Source organism: Arthrobacter rhombi (assembly GCF_900163545.1).
Lineage (GTDB): Bacteria > Actinomycetota > Actinomycetes > Actinomycetales > Micrococcaceae > Arthrobacter_H > Arthrobacter_H rhombi_A.
Genome location: NZ_FUHW01000004.1, coordinates 71,961 through 91,791 on the forward strand (window position 1 = coordinate 71,961; position 19,831 = coordinate 91,791).

Here is a 19,831-nt window from a genome sequence, read left to right on the forward strand (position 1 = left end):
GGTCACCGCCGCTTTTGTCGTCACTGCCGTTCAGCTGTCTTGGACAGGTGGACGATGTCGCAGGCTCCGTCCTTGCCCCCATACAACGGCCAGGAGGCCAAGCAGGATCAGGATCAAGCCTAGATAAGTTCCGACCGGCGGAGTCTGACCGAGGAAGATACCGGCCAGGATTGCTGCACCGGGTATTTCGAGCAGGATGATCATCGAGACAACGAGGGGCCCCAAGGCCACGACCAAATGGTTGAAAACCGTATGTCCGAGTAGTTGGGAGGCCACCGTCAGAGCGATGATCCCGACCCATCCGGCGAGCGGAAATCCAAAGATCTTTTCCCCCATGATCAGTGACAGCACCAGCAGCATGGCGGCCGTCAGCGCATAACAGACTGTTGTGTAGCTTCCAGTATCCATCGTGGCCCGGGCCTTGCTTCCGGCGAGCGTATAACCCCCAGCAAAGGCTCCTCCGGCCAAGGCCAGAAGATCTCCCAACAAGGCTTGCGCCGATCCGCCGCCCACGTCGAAGCCAGTGATGACAACGACTCCCGCCAGGGATAGGGCCATGCCCCATCCAACCTGCTTGCCCAGAGCGGCTCCACGGAGCCTCTGGAAGCCCGCGATCCACGCCGACTGCAGGCACACCAGTGCCGTCGCTGCGGCGACTGTGGTCAAGCGTACTGAGGTCATGAACGTGGCGAAGTGCAAGGCCAGGGCAGTGGCCGCAATGAGGCAGTATCGCCATTCACTGCGTGTGGGGAAACGGAGTCGCCCACGGCTCTGTACGGTGGCCATTACTCCCATGGCCCCAGCACCGAGACCATTGCGCCAGAAGGCCATGGCCAGGGGCGAGACGCTGGGCGTAGCCGCGACGAGAGGGCCGGATGCAGAGACTCCAAGGACGCCTACGAGAGCCAGCAGGAAGATCACATGACCACTCTAGGCCGCCGGAGAGAACCCTTGGTGATGCGAGACCACAAATGACAAGATCCCGGGTCAACGACCCGGGATCTTGTTTTCAAATGTGGAGGTAAGGGGACTCGAACCCCTAACCCCCTGCTTGCAAAGCAGGTGCGCTACCAATTGCGCCATACCCCCGTAACGAGGATCAACTGAGTCGATCCGTCGATGCCTTCCATACGGATTTCTCCGCTTCGGAGGCCTTCCATCTACGGTAGACGACCACGGATGCGGCGGCCATAACTGCGACCAATAATTTTCGCATATATTCCCCGCAGTGCCTTGAAGATGGAGGGATTCCGTGGGCGTACCAGGACTTGAACCTGGGACCTCTTCGTTATCAGCGAAGCGCTCTAACCGTCTGAGCTATACGCCCTCATTGTCCCTTCAGGACGAGATATGACTTTACCGGACCGATTGCCGCGAAGACAAATCGGCTCCCGCTGCGCGGTGAACACCACGCAGCGGGAGCCGATCAACGGCAGATCAGTCGTCAGTCAGGGTGACGCCGATTCCACCAACCAACGTCGACGAAATGTTATACAGCACGGCGGCAAGCATGGACATCGCTGTCAGCAAGACGACGTTGACCACGGCGATGATCGTCGCGAAAGAAGCGACTTGGCCCAGCGAAACGAGCTCCTTGAGATCAAATCCGGATTCCGAACCGATAACTTCCCCGAGGAGGTCGTTTACTCGATCAAAGATGCCGGTGAGATCCAAAACCGTCCACAGGACGACGGCCGCCACGACGGTCACAATGCCCAGCGCCACAGACAGCAAAAACGCCATCTTTAGAATCGACCAGGGGTCGACCTTGCTAATGAGTAGTCGAGCCTTGCGAACCTTCGCCTTGGGCGCGGGCCGCACCAGCTGCTGGGTCCCCTTCTTCTGGGCAGGATTCCTCCCAGCGGCTGATGGTCCCGAGGGGCGCTGGCCACCGGAGGCTGGCCGTTGCGTGGGAGCGGCCGGGCGTCCCTGCTGTCCACCGGGCTTCTGCCGCGGCGCCGCCGGGCGCGGGTTGTTCGGGGTGCTCACGCATTACCTCCGTCGATTTCGGTCTCATCAGCTGACTGGCTGGCTTCCACGTTCTCCGTGACTACGGAGTCGGCTTCGCCATCGGCGGGTGCACCATCGACTGGCGGCGCCCCCTGCTGAGAATCTTCAGGGTCCAACGGTACTTCATCCTCGTCGTCCTCGATTCCCAGCCCACGCTCAGAATTTTTCGCTACTGCGATGATGCGGTCCTTCTTATCCGGCTTCGCGAAGATGACACCCATGGTGTCGCGTCCCTTGGCGGGGACTTGCGTGACCTGCGACCTGACGACCTTGCCGCCCTTCATGACGACGAGCACTTCATCGCTTTCCTCTACGATGAGCGCCCCCGCAAGAACTCCGCGTTCGTCGGCCAGCTTCGCGACCTTGATTCCAATGCCACCTCGGGACTGCACGCGGTACTCCTGAACTGAGGTCCGTTTGGCATATCCGCCCTCGGTAACGGTGAAGACATAAGAGTCCTCTCCGACGACGCCTGCGGTGAGCAACACATCATCTTCACGGAACTTCATACCAGTGACACCTGAGGTATTCCTACCCATCGGACGCAATGCCTCGTTGGTAGCCGTGAATCGGACGGACTGGCCCTGACGGGATACAAGCATCAGATCATCGGTTTCCGAGATCAATTGCGCCGAAACTAGTTCGTCGCCATCACGGAGATTGACGGCAATGACACCGGCGGAACGGTTCGTATCGTAGTCGGCCAGCCTGGTCTTCTTCACCAGTCCACGGCGGGTAGCCAGCACCAGATAAGGAGACTGCTCATAATCCCGCAACGCCAAGACCTGAGCAATGTGTTCATCCGGTTGGAAAGCCATCACGTTCGCGACGTGCTGACCCTTGGCATCGCGTCCGCCTTCGGCCAACTCGTAGCACTTCGCGCGATACACACGGCCATGATTGGTAAAGAAGAGCAGCCAGTTATGCGTGGTCGTGACGAAGAAGTGTTCCACCACGTCGTCACCACGCAGCTGAGCTCCCCGAATCCCTTTACCACCACGGTTTTGCGAACGATAGTTGTCGCTTCTGGTCCGCTTGATATACCCACCGCGAGTGATGGTTACGACCATTTCCTCTTCGGGAATGAGGTCTTCCATCGACATGTCACCGTCATAGCCTGCGACGATCTGGGTTCGACGGTCATCTCCATGCCGCTGGACGATTCCATCGAGCTCCTCGGAGATAATCTGCCGTTGGCGCACCGGATCGGCCAAAATGATCTTGTATTCGGTAATCTCCGCCTCAAGCTTGGCATGCTGGTCCTGGATCTTCTGCCGTTCCAGGGCTGCCAGTCGACGAAGCTGCATGTCCAGGATGGCCTGCGCTTGAAGGTCATCGATATCGAGAAGATCCTTCAGGCCGTTACGTGCATCCTCGACGGTTGGTGAACGCCGGATCAGTGCGATGACTTCGTCCAAGGCGTCCAGCGCCTTGAGTAATCCACGCAGGATATGAGCCTGCTCCTCCGCTTTGCGCAGACGGAACTGAGTACGACGAACGATGACGTTGACTTGGTGGTTAACCCAGTGCCTGATGAAGGCATCCAGAGACAGCGTGCGTGGGACACCGTCCACGATAGCCAGCATATTGGCCGAGAAGTTCGACTGTAGCTCGGTGTGCTTATAGAGGTTATTCAGCACCACCTTGGCGACGGCATCGCGCTTGAGGACAATCACCAAGCGCTGCCCCGTCCTGCCGGACGTCTCGTCGCGGAGGTCTGCGATGCCACCCATCTTGCCGTCCCTGACAAGTTCAGCAATTTTGATAGAGAGGTTGTCGGGGTTGGCCTGGTAGGGCAACTCCGTGACGACCAAGCAGGTCCGCCCCTGTAGTTCCTCGACATTAACTACCGCACGCATCGTTACGGAACCGCGACCGGTCCGGTAGGCATCCTCGATGCCACGGCGACCCAAGATGAGCGCGCCGGTAGGAAAGTCAGGTCCCTTGATGTGCTGCATGAGAGCTTCGAGCAGCTCTTCCTTGGTTGCTTCGGGGTTCTGCAGGTACCACTGGGCACCGGCGGCGACCTCGCGCAAGTTGTGCGGCGGGATATTAGTAGCCATGCCAACGGCAATGCCGGAGGACCCGTTGACCAACAGGTTGGGAAACCGTGCCGGCAGGATCGTTGGTTCTTGGTTCTTGCCGTCGTAGTTGTCCTGGAAGTCGACGGTTTCCTCGTCGATTTCGCGAACCATCTCCATGGCCAGCGGAGCCATCTTCGTTTCTGTGTACCGTGGGGCCGCAGCACCGTCGTTGCCTGGAGAACCGAAGTTCCCTTGTCCCAGGGCCAAGGGGTAACGCAAGGTCCAGTCTTGGATCAGGCGAACTAGGGCGTCGTAGATCGCCGTGTCACCATGAGGGTGGTACTGGCCCATGACCTCACCGACCACACGAGCACATTTGTTATAGGACCGCTCCGGGCGGTATCCGCCATCGAACATCGCGTATAGAACGCGGCGGTGCACCGGCTTGAGACCATCCCTGACATCGGGCAGCGCCCGGCCGACGATCACTGCCATCGCGTAGTCAAGGTACGACCGTTGCATCTCGGTCTGCAGGTCGATCGGTTCTACCCTGTCGATGGTGGCTGCGGCCACGGGTTGGTCCGGCTGCACGACGTCGTCGTGCTCCGGTTCCTGGGGGTTTTCGGGCGTCTCGTCGCTCATCGGTTTCTTCCTCTATTCAAAGCTGCGTCGGAACGAAGGGGCAGTTTCCTCAGATATCGAGGAAGCGCACATCCTTGGCGTTCTGCTGGATGAAGTTTCGGCGGGATTCAACGTCCTCGCCCATGAGCACTGCGAAGATCTGGTCAGCCGCTGCGGCGTCTTCCATGGTGATCTGACGCAGGGTCCGGTGGTCGGGATCCATGGTGGTGTCCCACAGCTCGGAGTAGTCCATTTCGCCCAGGCCCTTATAGCGCTGGATGCCGTTGTCCTTAGGCAGGCGCTTATTGGCAGCAGCACCGGCGGTCAAGGATGCATCCCGTTCGGCATCCGAGAAGACATATTCATGAGCTGAGTTAGACCACTTGATCCGGTAAAGCGGCGGCTGTGCCAAGTAGACGTAGCCATTCTCGATCAGGGGGCGCATATAGCGGAACACCAGGGTCAGCAAAAGGGTAGTGATGTGCTGACCATCCACATCCGCATCGGCCATCAGGACGATCTTGTGGTACCTGAGTTTGGCCATATCAAATTCCTCGCCAATACCCGTTCCGAAGGCAGTGATCATCGACTGGACCTCGGCATTGCCCAAGGCCCGGTCAAGTCGGGCACGTTCGACGTTGAGGATCTTGCCACGCAACGGCAGGATGGCCTGAGTTCGGGGATCACGGCCGCGTTTGGCGGAGCCGCCGGCGGAATCGCCCTCCACAATGTAGACCTCACACTCGGTAGGATTCTTCGAAGAGCAGTCCGAAAGCTTGCCGGGCATGCCAAACGATTCCAACGGAGACTTACGACGGGCATTGTCCCGGGCCTTGCGTGCTGCGAGACGGGCCTGTGCGGCAAAAAGGGACTTCCTGATAATGTCCTTGGCCGTCGCAGGGTTGCGCTCGAGCCAGTCTCCGAGTTCGTCGTTGACCACACCCTGGACAAATCCTTTAGCCATGGAGTTGCCCAATTTGGTCTTCGTCTGGCCCTCAAACTGTGGTTCCCCGAGCTTGATGGAGATTACCGCCGTCAGTCCTTCCCGGATGTCATCGCCGGTCAGGTTGTCATCCTTATCCTTGAGGATGCCCTTTTCTTTGGCGTAGCGGTTGATCAACGAGGTCATCGCGGCGCGGAAGCCTTCCTCGTGCGTTCCGCCCTCATGGGTATTGATGGTGTTGGCATAGGTATGGACGGATTCCGAATAGGCTGTCGTCCACTGCATCGCGACCTCCACGGAAATCATCCGTTCCGGATCTTCGCTTTCAAAGGCGATGACATCCGGGTGAACCAGGTCCGCCTTCTTGGAGGTGTTCAGATATTCCACGTAGTCGAGCAGGCCATTTTCGTAGCAGTAGTCGACGAATCGGTGCTTGGGTTCCTCGGCCTCGTGGGCACGTTCTTCGGAATCATCTTCGGCGATCTCATCTGCAGAATCATCAAGAGTGCGCTCATCGGTCAAGGAGATCCGCAGCCCCTTGTTCAGGAAGGCCATCTGTTGGAAACGTGTGCGGATGGTTTCGAAATCGAACTCGATGGTGTCGAAGATTCCCGCATCCGGATAGAACGTAATCGTCGTTCCGGTTTTGTCGGTTTCCTCGCCCTTGACCAGTTCGGTCAGTGGTTTCCCACCATTACCGAAAGTCATCCGGTAGACATTTCCTTGCCGGTGGATCTCAGCGTCCACACGGCTGGAAAGAGCGTTGACGACCGAGACACCCACACCGTGCAGACCACCGGAAACCGCATATCCGCCTCCACCGAATTTACCGCCGGCGTGAAGGATGGTCATGACGACCTCGACGGTCGGCTTGCCTTCGGTCGGGTGCATCTCCACGGGAATGCCACGCCCGTTGTCTTCGACCCGGACACCACCGTCTTCCTGCAAAGCCACCTTGATGGTGTCGCAGTATCCGGCGAGGGCTTCGTCGACGGAGTTATCGACCACCTCGTAGACCAGGTGGTGCAAGCCTCTCGGCCCCGTCGAGCCGATGTACATACCGGGACGTTTACGGACGGCCTCGAGGCCCTCCAGAACCGTGATGTCACCGGCGCCATAAGCGTGTTCAACCCGGTGTGAGTTCTCGTGTGGTTGCTGCTCCACTACCGCTTCCGGCTCTGCGGCCGTGCCCGGTTCCTGGGCCGGTGCCGGCTCCTGTGGTGCTGCGGAATTCTCGTCCTCGGGGGTGGTGTTCTCAGTATCCACAGGCGGTGCAGACTCCTTGTGCGTTCTCGGAGGAAGCCGATCCAGTAGATCGGGCATCCATGAACCGGCACCCTGACCGTGGACGGGCGGGCACCGTGCCTACAATTCTACCGTGTTTCTCAGCAGTGGTGGGGTAAATCGCCTCTCAAATGCCCCTCATTGGCAAAAAAACCGGCCTAGAAGCCTCTCTAGTGCCCTCAAGTGAGGGCCTATGTGCCGGTGGGGCTCACAGTGCGCCTGTAGCCGGTTCCCTGTCGGTAACTTTGGGTTCCATCATTCTTCGTCACCCCTTGGCGACTTAATCGGCCGCCGCCTTGCTATCCGTAGGTATCCCGGGGGCCACGACCCTCGACCCTGCGCATTCCCTTTTTCCAACTCGGTGCCGAAGGTCCAAGGACTTGGATCACGGTGACCACACCGGACCCGAGTTTCTCGTCAAAGGTCTTGAGCAGACTGTGGCTCAGCAAACGCACTTGAGTGGCCCACGCGGTTGAGTCGCACCTGACGACGACCGTGGTGTCCTCAAAACTCTCAGGTGAGCAGTGGGCGTTAATCTGTGGTCCTACCAATTCGGCCCACCGAGACATCACCGATCCAACAGCCACAGGGGATGTCCATCCCCGATCACGGACCATTCGTCCGAATACCGTGCCAATGCCCTGTGGGTCCCTTCCGTTCTCGTAGGAGACCCCGATGGGTGAACGACAGCGTAACTCCCGGGCCTGGGCACTTCGTTCTCCAGCCCGCCGCGCCCTTGCTGCATCGATCCTGACTTCGCCACGGGCCACGGCATTTTGTCTCATTCGATTGAGCATCGTCCGCGCGGCGTCAAATTCCGAAGGCCCTCCCCCAGGCGTCTCCTCAGCAGGACTCATGCCGATACCGTTCCTGGACCGACGGTCAACACCCGTCCCCCCAGCTCTTCCGGGACGTCGCCGACGACTGCTGCCGTCACGATCACCTGTTCTGCATCGGAGACTACCGCCGCCAATTTCTGCCGTCGTGAAACATCGAGTTCAGCAAACACATCATCGAGGATCAGGATCGGTTTAGCACCGGGACGTGCGTCGTCTTCGCAGAGGGCTCGGTAAACAGCCAACCGCAGGGACAAAGCGAGGGACCAGGTTTCGCCGTGAGAGGCATATCCCTTTGCAGGCGCCTCCCCGAGACCGAGGACAAGATCGTCGCGATGCGGCCCAACCAGCGTCAAGCCACGTTCGAGCTCTTTCTTGCGGTGGCCAACCAAAGCCGTAAGAAAAGCCTGCTGGAGCCCGTCCAGATCGAGACCGGCAAGTGGGTTGAGTTCCCCGGTAGGTGAAGTCCGGTCGTCGTGATTCCCTCCGGCGTCAACATCTCCGCCGACGGTGGACGTATAGATCGCCGTCGCGGGCTTCGAACGATCCGTTAGTCCCGCGTAGGCATCCGAAATATGCCCCTCGATGGTGGCAAGAACATCCAGACGCCCCCGTAAAAGCTTCGCCCCGGCTGCCGCCAGATGCTGATCCCACACGGCAAGCGTGGATTCATGCGAAGCAGACAACCGACCGGACGCGCGTGCTGATTTCAACAGGGCGTTCCGTTGTTTCAGGACACGTTCGTAGTCAGATCGTGTGGCAGCGTGATGTGGCTGCAAGGCAACTAAGACATCATCGAGATAACGTCGCCGTTCCGAAGGATCTCCCTTCACCAGGGCGAGGTCTTCGGGCGCGAACAACACAGTTCGCACAATGCCCAGAATCTCGCGGGCCCTCACCGGATTGGCTCGGTTGATCCTGGCCCTGTTGGTTTTACCCGCGGTGATTTCCAGTTCCAGCCCCACGGCCTGTTCCCCACGGTGAACCCGCGCCCGGACCAGAGCCTGGTCAGCTCCAAAATGAATCAATGGAGCGTCGTTGGAAACCCGATGTGAGGACAATGAGGCCAAATATCCCAAGGCTTCGGCGATGTTGGTCTTGCCAACACCGTTAGGCCCAGCAAAAACGGTCGTGCCCGGGGCGAGTTCGAGATCGACTTGCCGGTAGGAGCGAAAGTCGGTCAGAGATACATGAGAAACGTACAACTGCTGAATTCCCGCTTATTCGTCCGGCCGGTGCACCGCGTGTCCACCGAACTGGTTCCGCAGGGCAGAGACCATCTTCATTGCTGGTGCGTCATCTTGCCGCGACGCGAAGCGGGCGAAAACGGAGGCGGTAATAGCCGGTGCGGGAACCGCATTGGCGATGGCCTCTTCCACGGTCCAACGACCTTCTCCAGAATCTTCGACATAGCCGGCAATATCCTTCAACTCAGGATCTTCCTTCAAGGCCTTGACGAGTAGATCAAGAAGCCACGATCGGATGACCGTCCCTTCCTGCCAAGCTCCGAAAGTGCCGGGAACATCTTTGATGATGTCCTTAGCGGCGAGCAGTTCGTATCCTTCAGCGTAGGACTGCATGATGCCATACTCGATCCCGTTGTGGACCATTTTCGCATAGTGCCCAGCACCGATATCTCCGACGTGGACGAAGCTCTCGGCCCTCGTTCCCTCGGGCCGCAACACGTCAAAGAGCGGAAGAATTTCTTCGATATCCGCTTCAGCACCACCTGCCATGAGGCCGTATCCATTTTCCAAGCCCCAGACCCCGCCAGAAACACCGCAATCTACAAAGCGGATCCCGCTTTTGGCCAGCTCGGCGCCATGACGAATATCGTCGCTGAATCGGGTATTTCCTCCATCGATAACCAGGTCATTGGTTTCCAACTTTCCCGCCAACTCCGAGACAACAGCATCGGTGATTGCTCCAGAAGGAACCATGATCCAGACGATTTTGCGATCCGGAAGGGCTGCCAGTAACTCATCAACGGATCCAACGTCGGTGACTTCAGAATTTCGATCATATCCAGTCACATCGATGCCTCCCTGGCGAAGGCGGGCTCGCATGTTGTTGCCCATCTTGCCCAAGCCGATCATTCCGATGTGCATGGCGTCCTCCTGGATAGTGAATTCCCTGGTGTTTGGATCCCCGCTAGTTAGGAAGTCTGACTGGCATGACTAAGTAGCGGTAATCGTCCTCGTCATTGCCATCAAGGGCTTTTTGCGCCGTCATCATCGCGGGTTTTGGGGCAGTTGTAAATGAGAATCGCACGAACTCTGTGTTGAACGCATTCAATCCCTCGCTCAAATAAGCGGGGTTGAAAGCAACGGTGATTTCATCGCCTTCAAGTTGGGCTTCGATAGCTTCTTCAGCTTGGGCATCTTCACCAGTGCCGGCATCAAGGGCCAGTTGGGAATCGGTGAAGGCCAGTCGAACCGGTGTATTACGTTCAGCCACGACGGCTACACGGCGGACGGCCTCGACTAGCTCATGGGTACGTACCGTTGCATGTATCGGCGTGTTCTCAGGGAACAACGACCGGATTTTCGGATAGTCACCGTCGACGAGTAGCGAAGTGGTGCGCCGGTTCCCGCTTTCAAAACCGATGAGGTCGCTGTTCTCTCCGAGGGCAATCTGTAATTCGCCGGCACCGCCAAGGGTCTTGGCAACTTCGTTGAGCGTTTTTGCCTTAACGAGTGCAGAAGTCGACAGACCGGGCGTTGAAGGTTTCCAGTGCACTTCACGCATGGCCAGACGGTATCGGTCAGTTGCCAGGAAGGTGATCAAGTCGTCTTCGATCTCCATCTTGACACCCGTGAGAATCGGAAGTGTGTCGTCCTTGGAAGCGGCCACGATGACTTGTGCGATGGCTTCAGAGAAGGCTGCACCGTCGACGACACCTGCAATTTCCGGCAATACCGGGAGTTCGGGGTAGTCCGCAACCGGCATTGTTGCCAAATGGAAGCGGCTGCGCCCGCAAGTCACGGTGACTTTGGAACCTTCAGTTTCGATGGTGACAGTCGCCTGCGGCAGGCTTCGGCAGATCTCGGCCAATAACTTGCCTGAAACAAGGATCTTTCCTGGGGTTGAGACTTCTGCAGCGATTTCCAAGTGAGCGGAAATCTCGTAATCAAACCCGGCGAAGGAAACTACTGATTCTCCTGCGCTGATCAGGATTCCCGAGAGTACCGGAGACGGAGGCCGCTGTGACAGCGAACGGGCGGTCCAGGACACGGCATCTGCCAGGACGTCCCTTTCGACACTGAACTTCACGTAGTGATCCGCCTTTCACAGCTTTTGGTGACAACTTTCCGGTGCAAGCTTAGCCCGAGTAATCAACGAGGGCATACTGCCCCTTGCGATCTTTGAACAAAGAGCCAGGGAGGTCGGGAACGGGAACTTGTTATCTGGATTCTTCTAGAAATAGGGACTAGTAGTGTTAATAACCCTTGTGGATACTGTGGATAACTGCTTTCCAGCTGCTCTTCTCGGGCTTTATGGGTGTTCATAAGTTGTGCGTTCGCATCAGGTGAAGTCCAACAGGCCCGTGGATAAGAATAATTGTCATTTTGTGCGTCCACAGGGAACACCGAGTTATCCGCAGAAGAAGCTACTCATCCACTTAACTATCCACAGACTTATCCACAAGGGTGCATATCGCCGTGAATTCGGGCTTTTCAGCCTTCACGTTGCTGCTGCTTGATTCGGTTGGTGAGCTCAGTCACCTGGTTGAAGATTGCCCGGCGCTCAGCCATGAGTTCCCTAATTTTGCGATCTGCGTGGATGACGGTCGTGTGATCGCGGCCGCCGAGCTCTGCCCCGATTTTAGGAAGCGACATGTCTGTGAGCTCTCGCAGGAGATACATAGCGATCTGGCGTGCCGTCACCAGAGTGCGGGTTCTGGACTTGCTGTTGAGTTCTTCGATGCTCAGATTAAAGTAGTCAGCGGTCTGGGCAATGATTGCAGCCGGCGTGATCTCCTGGGCGCCCTCATCAGTGATCAGGTCCTTGAGTACTTGTTCCGCCAAGGTCAAATCCACTGTCTGGTTGTTCAAGGAGGCAAACGCGGTGACCCGAATAAGGGCACCTTCGAGTTCGCGGATGTTCGTTGAAATCTTGGAAGCGATGTATTCCATGACTTCGTCAGGAGCAGAGAGACCCTCTGCGGTGGCCTTTTTGCGAAGGATCGCGATTCGGGTTTCCAATTCAGGGGGCTGGATGTCCGTCAGCAGGCCCCACTCGAAACGTGAACGCATTCGGTCTTCAAATCCCGCCAGCTGTTTTGGCGGGAGATCCGAAGTAATCACGACTTGCTTATTGTGGTTATGCAGAGCATTAAAGGTGTGGAAGAACTCCTCCTGTGTCGCATCCTTGTTCGCGAGGAATTGGATGTCGTCGATCAAGAGGATGTCAACGTTGCGGTACGTCTGCTTGAAACTGGCACCTTCGTCATCTCTGATGGAGTTGATGAAGTCATTGGTGAACTCTTCAGAGTTCACATACCTGACCCTGATGCCGTTATAGAGATGCCGGGCATAGTGGCCGATGGCATGGAGCAGGTGGGTCTTACCTAGCCCCGAATCGCCATATATGAACAACGGGTTATATGCCTTGGCCGGTGCCTCAGCAACCGCAACAGCAGCAGCGTGGGCGAAGCGGTTCGAGGATCCGATGACAAAGGTATCGAAGATGTACTTAGGATTCAGACGGCCGAATTCCTGAGAATTCGACGGAGGAGCCGGCTGTGGACGGTTGTCGCTTATCCGTTCCTTGGCCACTGGAGCCGGCTCGGGTTTACTGGGCTCCGGTTCCGAGTCAGGGACCAGATCGGCATCAATACTGAATGCGCAGAGGATATCGTCCTGGAAAACCTGTCGAAGGGCGGCATCGAGAGAACTCTTCAACTGTGTTTGGAGGACTTCTCGGGTCAACTCATTGGGCACGGCCAACAACAAGGTGGTGCCGATCAAACCGAGCGGCCGTGCGTGGACCACGAAGCCGCGTTGACGAGGAGTGACCCGATCGTCTTGTTCGAGTATTCGAACGACTTGACGCCAGGCACTGCCGACACTGTTGGATTCGTCTGTGCTCATTGCGATCTCCCCCTTCAAGGTGGCCCGGTCCGGCGATATGGTTCCGCTGACCCGCGCCTGATGCGATAAGAGGACCAACGAGTATCGATTCTAGCCGTCATCCACAGTGTTATTCACAGTCCGTGGATAACTACGAAGTCATGGCTTCCCTTCGAGGAACACCAATAGATTCCAGCGGATACCCGCCATGAGCCCGATCGGAGAAGGGGTGAGGGGGTCGGGAAAACATGGAATTGCTTGCGCGTTGTCCACAACTGTGGATTAATGAAGGCGAAGTTATTCACAGCCTGGGGACTTGAGTGTCCAAGGCCGTTGACGCGTGCCGGTTTGACCTTCATCCCACGCGTCGCCTATCGTAGTTTAGTCCTGTGTGTGTGCTTTGGGCTCTGTAGTCAGTCCGCTAACCGCGGTCTACGGACCAGACAAACCAACGCACCACATGAAATACGAGCGTCAGCCTGTTCTTCCCCCTTGTAGCAACGGGTTAAGGCGCATCCTTTGATCGTCTTGGAGTTACTACTGTGAGCAAGCGGACTTTTCAGCCGAATAACCGCCGTCGTGCCAAGAAGCACGGCTTCCGTCTTCGTATGCGCACCCGTGCGGGTCGCGCCATCCTGTCAGCACGCCGGTCCAAGGGCCGCACCGAGCTGTCTGCATAGCATCGAGTCATTCCTGCAGATCGCGCGCTGGTGATGTGAACATGTTCCCCGACAGCGTCGGACACTGATCATGTTGCCCATGAGACACCGTCTCCGCGCAGCTGCGGAATTCTCTGCCACCGTACGTTCCGGTGCCCGTTCTGGGCGCCGGAACGTCGTGCTATACGCGTACTTGCGGCCCGAAGCCTGTCTGACCGAACCCACGAGGTTCGGTTTTATCGTGTCAAAAGCCGTCGGGAACGCGGTGACTCGCAATCTCGTTAAAAGGAGATTGAGGGCTGTAGCAGCGCAGCAGCTACCCGCTCTTGCGCCGGGATACGACGTCGTGATGCGAGCACTTCCTGCTTCGGCTCAGGCCACATGGGCGGGTTTGTCGGTGGATGCGCGCCGAGCGTTGGACAAGTCGTGCCGGCAAGCAGCCGAGCGGGAGACGGAGAGCATGAGAAGGAGGCATTCGGATGGGTAACCCTCCTTCGGGCACCGGTTCCCCCGATGTTCGGTGGCTCCTGGACCTTCCTCGGAACCTATTGATCGTCTTGATCATGGGGTACAGGAAGGCGATCTCGCCCTTATACGGGGACGTTTGTCGATACTTTCCCAGTTGCTCGGCGTACGGGCTGGAAGCGGTCACGGCGCATGGTGCCGTGAAAGGCAGCGCGTTGGCTTTTTGGCGCGTCCTGCGTTGCAATCCTTGGAGTCACGGTGGCATCGATCATGTTCCTGTCGGTTCCAGGATTTGGCCAGAAGGCAGAACCCCCAAGATCATGGTGTTGAATCATCCGCCGATTCCCGCCGACGATGATGCCGCGGACGCGGCTCGAGGAGCATAACCGGAAATGAACTTCCTAGACACACTTCTGTGGCCATTCACCCAAGTGGTCTCATGGATCCTTCGGGCCTTCCACGCGATCTTTACGTTCGTGGGCATGGATCCCGACTCCGGTTGGACCTGGACATTGTCCATCATCTGCCTGGTGCTCCTCATTCGTACCGCACTGATCCCTGTTTTTGTGAAACAGATCAAGGCCCAGCGGGCCATGCAGGTCCTTCAGCCCGATCTGAAGAAGCTGCAAGCTAAATACAAGGGCAAGAAGGACCAGCTTTCGCAGCAGGCCATGATTGCCGAACAGCGGGAGCTGTTCAAGAAACACAAGACCAACCCGTTGGCTTCCTGCTTGCCGATTCTGGTGCAGATGCCGTTCTTCTTCGCGCTCTTCCGAACGCTGAACAACGCCTCGCGTGCCAGTGATCAGGGGGAAAGCGTCGGAGCGTTGTCGGTCAACCTGGTGCGTAGCTTTGACGGTTCGACCATTTTCGGCGCCGGTCTGTCGGAAACCTTCCTCGGAACGGTGAACTCAGGGGCCCCGAAGGTTTCCGTCATCATCACGGCCATTGTCATGATTATTGCGATGTCGGCTAGCCAGTTCACGACGCAGCGGCAGATCATGACGAAGAACATGACAAAGGAAGCCCTTGAAGGCCCCTTCATGCAGCAGCAGAAGATGATGATGTACATCCTGCCGCTTGTCTTTGGTATCGGTGGAATCAACTTCCCCATCGGCGTACTGATCTACTGGACTGCCACGAACGTTTGGACACTGGGACAACAGTTCTATGTGATCCGCAATAACCCAACCCCCGGATCCCAGGCCGCACGTGAACTCAATGAACGACGTGCCGCCAAGGGTCTTCCGCCTCTCGGGCAGAAGAAGACCGACGAAGTCGTTGAGGTTGAGGTCATTGAGCCCAAGGGACAGCGCGAACAACCGCAGCGCAAGAACAGGAAGAAGAAGTAGACGATGAGTGCCTCTGATGTGAATGCCGCCGAGACGGACCAGTCCGGAGTGGAGGAGTCGGACTCGTCCACACAAGAGATCGACCCGACCGCCGATGCACCAACGCGGGCAGAGGAAGAGGGCGACATTGCTGCGGACTACCTCGAGGAATTGCTCGATATTGCCGACTTGGACGGTGACATCGATATTGAGGTGAGGAACGGGCGGACTTACATTTCCATCGTTGGCGAAGGCGCCGAGGATGAATCCCTCAAAGAACTCATTGGTCGGGAGGGAGAAGGACTCGAAGCCCTCCAAGAATTGGCGCGCCTCGCTGTCCTCTCAGCTACCGGCAATCGGTCGCGCTTAGTTCTGGATATTGCCGGCTACCGTGATGGCCGGGCAGGTGAGTTGAAGAAGATCGCCGAAGAAGCCGTCGCCGCTGCCCGCGAAAGTCGTCATGATGTCGCTTTGAAGCCAATGAGTGCATACGAAAGAAAACTGGTTCATGACGCTGTCGCGGATCTCGGTCTGCAAAGCGAGTCGGAAGGCGAAGGGAGCCGCCGCCATATCGTCGTTTCATTGGGAAACGTCTAAGTATCCGGCCAAGACCGTCCTACTGAAGTAGAAATTGGGAGCGTTGTGATCCAGGAAGTAGAGCCGAGCCGCGAGGAATTGAGAGGGGCACAGGAGATTTTCGGAGATCGTCTGTCCCTGGCAGAGAGGTACATTCAGCATCTCGCCACCACCGGTATGGAACGCGGTCTCCTCGGCCCACGAGAAGTCCCGCGACTGTGGAGCAGGCACGTCCTGAACTGCGCGGTCGTCGCAGATTTGATTCCCGAAGGCGCTGAGGTCGCCGATGTAGGAAGCGGCGCCGGCCTGCCCGGGCTCACGTTCGCGATTGCCCGTCCAGACTTGTCTCTGACCCTGATTGAGCCACTGGAACGTCGTTGTATCTGGTTGAACGAAGTTGTCGAAGACCTCGGATTGACCAACGTCACCGTCTATCGTTCCCGTGCTGAGCAGGCCGTAGAGCATATCAATGCGGATGTGGTCACGGCCCGGGCGGTTTCAGCACTTGGCAATCTCGCCGGGCTGACCATCCCGCTGCTGCATGGCCAGGGCGAGGTGTTGGCCATCAAGGGACGCAGTGCCGCCGAAGAAGTCGAAAAGGCCTCCAAGGTCCTTCGAAAGCTGGGTGCTCGAAAGACTGAAGTAGTGACCGTGGGCGACGCCCTGTTGGAGGAAACCACGACGGTCGTCAGGATCAACGTCGGTCCGGCTTCTTAAACGGTAGGCTGTACTGGTGGCGAACTCGCCATTGATGTGGTGAGGAGAAGCAGAATGGAGAGCAGGGAGGCCAAGAGCGCTCACCCGCATCCGTCTACTCCTGGCACTCGGCACTGCACCGCCAATAGGACAACCAGAGTTGGTTGATTCCCTTGTTTCACGTGAAACGTGGTTCCCCGTGTGTCGGGCTAGCCGTCAGCCTCACGCAGAGTCTTGGAGGACGGAAGCATCAAGCAGCAAGAAGAATTTCAGTCGGAAGCGAAGGCACCGGTTCGGGACATGATGGACAGCATCGACGAGAGCACGCCGCTGGCTAGCCAGCTGGCCAATGAAACTAGACGTCGCGAGAAGCTGAGCGGCACCAGCCTGCCGAAACCCGATAACACGCGGTATTTGACGGTCAGCAACCAAAAGGGTGGCGTCGGCAAGACGACAACGACCGTGAACATTGCTGCTGCCTTAGCGAAGGCTGGAATGAATGTCCTGGTTGTTGATATCGACCCCCAGGGCAACGCGTCAACGGCGCTGGGAATCGAGCATCATGCTGAAGTCGACAGTATCTATGATGTCCTCATCAACGACGTGCCGCTCAGCGAAGTACTGGCTCCGTGCCCCCAGTTCCCCAATCTCTTAGTTGCCCCTGCGACGATCCATTTGGCCGGCGCGGAGATCGAATTGGTATCCCTCGTTGCCCGAGAACAGCGGCTGCGGCGCGCACTCGATCAGTACGCGAAGAGTCTTGAAGAAGACGGGGCGGAACGCCTGGACTACGTTTTTATCGATTGCCCCCCTAGTTTGGGCCTATTGACCGTCAATGCCTTTGTGGCAGCTCAAGAAGTGCTCATCCCGATTCAGTGTGAGTACTATGCCCTTGAGGGCTTGAGTCAGCTGCTGAGCAATATCGAGCTGATCCAAAAGCATCTCAACTCTGATTTGGTTGTATCCACCATTCTGTTGACGATGTATGACGGTCGCACCAATTTGGCATCTCAGGTTGCGGATGAGGTGAGGGAACATTTCCCGAGGCAGGTCCTTGGTGCCTTGATCCCACGTAGCGTACGGATTTCGGAGGCGCCGAGTTATCAGCAAACAGTCGTGACATATGACCCGAGCTCTACCGGAGCGCTGTCCTACCTGGAGGCTGCCGCAGAGATTGCGGAGCGTGGTAGAGACGGCTCCTGAGGTTCCTGGTTGCCAGTAGACTCGTGGGTAGGTAATTGGCCCGCGCGCGGGCGCGCTGGCAAGGTCGAGAGGACAACGAATGGTTGAGAAGCGACGCGGTTTGGGACGTGGGCTGGGAGCCCTAATTTCCGGTAGTCCATCAAACGAAGAAGAGAGCCCTTCTCAGGTTGATATTGGTCCTTCAGCACCGCCCGAGGAGACCACGACGAGGATTGACGCTACGAAGACGTCTTCCGATTCAAAGTCGCTGACCTCGAAGGTGCCGCAGTCGGCAGACCGCATCAAGACAGCGACGAAGAAGCCTTCAATGCCGGCGGGCTCATCTGTTTCACGTGAAACATCTGCGGGGAAAGCGAAGAAGACACCGCCGAAGGCAACCAGTGTCTCCGCTGAGAAACCCGTTCCTTCGGACGACTCGGAGAGCACTAAAAAGTCCGCGTCGAAAGATTCAAACGACGCCGTGACGCAGAAGGCCGTTTCAGCGGAACCGACGAAAACGAAGTCAGGATCTTCTGAGTCACCGCGTAAAAGTCGGCCCGTGGATATGTTCTTCACCCCAGGGCGCGCAGAAGGAGAAGCAGCCGGCCAACCTTTATCTGCGGACACAGCTGAACGCAAGAGTCCAACGACCCGTAATCGACGAGTTGCTGTCCCTGACGTCCTTGGCAAAGTACGGGGACCGCGAGAGGAAGGCGATGGGGCAGAAGATCAGGACACTGTCGAGAAATCTGTAGCACCACCAAAGGATCAACCTTCGACAAGCTTCGAAGAGTCTCATATCCCGGCCCAGGGAGACACTTCGGCGCAAGCAGACGATGGAGTTTCACGTGAAACATTGGTGACAGTTCCGGGAGCCACCTTTGCTGAGGTCGCCGTTGGAAGCATCCATCCGAACCGGAAACAACCGCGAACGGTCTTCGACGACGAAGACATGGCGGAACTGGTGCACTCGATTCGCGAAGTCGGTCTGCTGCAGCCGATCGTTCTTCGCCCCTCCGATGAAGGCGGAGAGCAGCAGTATGAGCTAGTCATGGGCGAACGTCGCTGGCGCGCCGTTCAGGAGGCAGGCCTATCGACCATCCCTTCTATCGTCCGGGAAACGGCGGATACAGCGCTACTGCGTGATGCTCTATTGGAGAACCTCCATCGTTCTCAGTTGAATCCATTGGAGGAGGCGGCAGCTTACCAACAGCTGATGCAGGAGTTTGACTGTACTCAGGATGAACTGTCGGAACGGATTGGTCGATCACGCCCGCAGATCTCCAACACGATACGGCTCATGAGGCTGCCAGCGTTGGTTCAGCGCAGGGTGGCCGCCGGAGTTCTTTCCGCTGGTCATGCCCGTGCCCTGCTGGGCTTGGAGGATGTGGCTGACATGGAACGTTTGGCGCAGCGGATCGTGAACGAAGGACTTTCCGTTCGCGCCACGGAAGAGATTGTTTCAATGAACGACGGTTTGCGACGCAAATCCCAGGAAAAGAGCCCCCGCTCGACTGCCCGACACGAGCGGCTTGACTACCTGGCCAATTCTTTGTCGGATCATTTGGAGACGAACGTTAAGATCAGTTTAGGTGCAAAAAAGGGTCGCGTCAGTATCGAGTTCGGATCAGTAGATGATCTGAACCGCATCATGGGAGTCATTGCACCGTCCGCGGAACAGTAGTCATCTAGTTCCCAAAAAGAGGCGAGGTTTCACGTGAAACCTCGCCTCTTCCTATTGTCTTGTCACTCGCGGCTCTTCGCTCGATGGGAACCCCACTATCCGCCGTCAAGTCAAGGCGCGGCACTGTCGCTATTGGTCTACCAGGATGTAGTTCCATGTTGGGTTACGTGGATCAAGGGACCGCTGTTTCACGTGAAACGACGCCGCTAGGTGAGGCAATTCCCCTTTGGGACTTCAGTAGCAGAGGAGTTCCTGTGCTTCTACGGCATGTCAAGAATTGTTGAGTTGACTCTCGGAACCGCATTGACAAGAACACGTGTTTCACGTGAAACGTCTGATTCTTTCTCATTCAGGTTCGCGAATAGGTCTGAACATAGCACGTGAGACACAGGATGGCGAGTAGCGCTTGACGGTAGCGCACGTCTGGACAGTTGGTAGCACGATTCCG

General features: G+C 57.4%; 19 protein-coding genes and 2 tRNA genes. 8 read left to right on the forward strand and 13 right to left on the reverse strand.

Features of this window, described 5'->3' with window-relative positions; genetic code table 11:
* Nucleotides 1–30: 30 nt before the first annotated feature.
* The 12 genes from FM101_RS00915 to dnaA all read right to left on the reverse strand — a co-directional run bounded on the left by FM101_RS00915 (nucleotide 31) and on the right by dnaA (nucleotide 12,811).
* Nucleotides 31–921 (reverse strand): DMT family transporter, encoded by an 891-nt coding sequence (locus tag FM101_RS00915; RefSeq protein WP_086994104.1) that lies wholly within the window; start codon nucleotides 919–921, stop codon nucleotides 31–33.
* Between the two features lie 95 nt (nucleotides 922–1,016).
* Nucleotides 1,017–1,089, reverse strand: a tRNA-Ala gene (locus FM101_RS00920).
* Nucleotides 1,090–1,099: 10 nt separating this feature from the next.
* On the reverse strand, nucleotides 1,100–1,216 hold the full coding sequence (locus tag FM101_RS15805; protein ID WP_218778250.1) for a DLW-39 family protein: 117 nt from the start codon (nucleotides 1,214–1,216) through the stop codon (nucleotides 1,100–1,102).
* A 37-nt stretch (nucleotides 1,217–1,253) separates the two neighbouring features.
* Nucleotides 1,254–1,327: transfer RNA gene (locus FM101_RS00925), tRNA-Ile, on the reverse strand.
* A gap of 110 nt (nucleotides 1,328–1,437) precedes the next feature.
* Complete coding sequence (locus tag FM101_RS00930) at nucleotides 1,438–1,989, reverse strand: DUF3566 domain-containing protein (protein WP_086994107.1); 552 nt, start codon at nucleotides 1,987–1,989, stop codon at nucleotides 1,438–1,440.
* A complete protein-coding gene (gene gyrA / locus FM101_RS00935; protein WP_086994109.1) occupies nucleotides 1,986–4,676 on the reverse strand; it encodes a DNA gyrase subunit A in 2,691 nt (896 codons plus the stop codon). Before gyrA ends, FM101_RS00930 begins: the two co-directional genes overlap by 4 nt.
* A gap of 49 nt (nucleotides 4,677–4,725) precedes the next feature.
* Nucleotides 4,726–6,921, reverse strand: a complete 2,196-nt coding sequence (gyrB, locus tag FM101_RS00940) for a DNA topoisomerase (ATP-hydrolyzing) subunit B (RefSeq protein ID WP_428844129.1) — start codon at nucleotides 6,919–6,921, stop codon at nucleotides 4,726–4,728.
* 260 nt (nucleotides 6,922–7,181) lie between these two features.
* Nucleotides 7,182–7,739 carry a DUF721 domain-containing protein gene (locus FM101_RS00945; RefSeq protein WP_086994112.1) on the reverse strand — a complete coding sequence of 186 codons (558 nt, stop codon included), beginning with the start codon at nucleotides 7,737–7,739 and terminating at the stop codon, nucleotides 7,182–7,184.
* Entirely contained in the window at nucleotides 7,736–8,923 is a 1,188-nt protein-coding gene (recF, locus tag FM101_RS00950) for a DNA replication/repair protein RecF (RefSeq protein ID WP_086994115.1), read from the reverse strand. Before recF ends, FM101_RS00945 begins: the two co-directional genes overlap by 4 nt.
* A gap of 15 nt (nucleotides 8,924–8,938) precedes the next feature.
* On the reverse strand, nucleotides 8,939–9,826 hold the full coding sequence (gnd, locus tag FM101_RS00955; protein WP_086994118.1) for a phosphogluconate dehydrogenase (NAD(+)-dependent, decarboxylating): 888 nt from the start codon (nucleotides 9,824–9,826) through the stop codon (nucleotides 8,939–8,941).
* Between the two features lie 43 nt (nucleotides 9,827–9,869).
* On the reverse strand, nucleotides 9,870–10,991 hold the full coding sequence (gene dnaN, locus FM101_RS00960) for a DNA polymerase III subunit beta (RefSeq protein ID WP_086994121.1): 1,122 nt from the start codon (nucleotides 10,989–10,991) through the stop codon (nucleotides 9,870–9,872).
* Between the two features lie 404 nt (nucleotides 10,992–11,395).
* Nucleotides 11,396–12,811 carry a chromosomal replication initiator protein DnaA gene (gene dnaA / locus FM101_RS00965; protein ID WP_086994124.1) on the reverse strand — a complete coding sequence of 472 codons (1,416 nt, stop codon included), beginning with the start codon at nucleotides 12,809–12,811 and terminating at the stop codon, nucleotides 11,396–11,398.
* 521 nt (nucleotides 12,812–13,332) lie between these two features.
* Between dnaA and rpmH the strand changes: the two genes are divergently transcribed.
* The 7 genes from rpmH (at nucleotide 13,333) to FM101_RS01000 (ending at nucleotide 17,720) form a co-directional block, all read left to right on the forward strand.
* Nucleotides 13,333–13,470, forward strand: coding sequence for a 50S ribosomal protein L34 (rpmH, locus tag FM101_RS00970; RefSeq protein WP_055854070.1), 138 nt, complete (start codon nucleotides 13,333–13,335; stop codon nucleotides 13,468–13,470).
* A gap of 79 nt (nucleotides 13,471–13,549) precedes the next feature.
* Entirely contained in the window at nucleotides 13,550–13,936 is a 387-nt protein-coding gene (rnpA, locus tag FM101_RS00975; protein WP_342744335.1) for a ribonuclease P protein component, read from the forward strand.
* Nucleotides 13,929–14,300 (forward strand): membrane protein insertion efficiency factor YidD, encoded by a 372-nt coding sequence (yidD, locus tag FM101_RS00980; RefSeq protein WP_086994130.1) that lies wholly within the window; start codon nucleotides 13,929–13,931, stop codon nucleotides 14,298–14,300. The genes rnpA and yidD overlap by 8 nt, the downstream gene beginning before the upstream one ends.
* A gap of 6 nt (nucleotides 14,301–14,306) precedes the next feature.
* Entirely contained in the window at nucleotides 14,307–15,266 is a 960-nt protein-coding gene (gene yidC, locus FM101_RS00985; RefSeq protein WP_086994133.1) for a membrane protein insertase YidC, read from the forward strand.
* 3 nt (nucleotides 15,267–15,269) lie between these two features.
* Nucleotides 15,270–15,842 carry a protein jag gene (locus FM101_RS00990; protein WP_086994135.1) on the forward strand — a complete coding sequence of 191 codons (573 nt, stop codon included), beginning with the start codon at nucleotides 15,270–15,272 and terminating at the stop codon, nucleotides 15,840–15,842.
* Between the two features lie 45 nt (nucleotides 15,843–15,887).
* The gene (gene rsmG / locus FM101_RS00995) at nucleotides 15,888–16,538 is read left to right on the forward strand and encodes a 16S rRNA (guanine(527)-N(7))-methyltransferase RsmG (protein ID WP_086994138.1); all 651 of its coding nucleotides are present in this window, start codon (nucleotides 15,888–15,890) and stop codon (nucleotides 16,536–16,538) included.
* Nucleotides 16,539–16,766: 228 nt separating this feature from the next.
* On the forward strand, nucleotides 16,767–17,720 hold the full coding sequence (locus FM101_RS01000) for a ParA family protein (protein ID WP_275542623.1): 954 nt from the start codon (nucleotides 16,767–16,769) through the stop codon (nucleotides 17,718–17,720).
* A gap of 162 nt (nucleotides 17,721–17,882) precedes the next feature.
* On the opposite strand, the gene FM101_RS15895 is transcribed toward FM101_RS01000, so the two are convergent.
* Nucleotides 17,883–18,275 (reverse strand): hypothetical protein, encoded by a 393-nt coding sequence (locus FM101_RS15895; protein ID WP_245806593.1) that lies wholly within the window; start codon nucleotides 18,273–18,275, stop codon nucleotides 17,883–17,885.
* Here FM101_RS15895 and FM101_RS01005 point away from each other — a divergent pair.
* Nucleotides 18,265–19,383, forward strand: a complete 1,119-nt coding sequence (locus FM101_RS01005) for a ParB/RepB/Spo0J family partition protein (RefSeq protein ID WP_241895489.1) — start codon at nucleotides 18,265–18,267, stop codon at nucleotides 19,381–19,383. The genes FM101_RS15895 and FM101_RS01005 overlap by 11 nt on opposite strands.
* Nucleotides 19,384–19,831 lie beyond the last annotated feature (448 nt).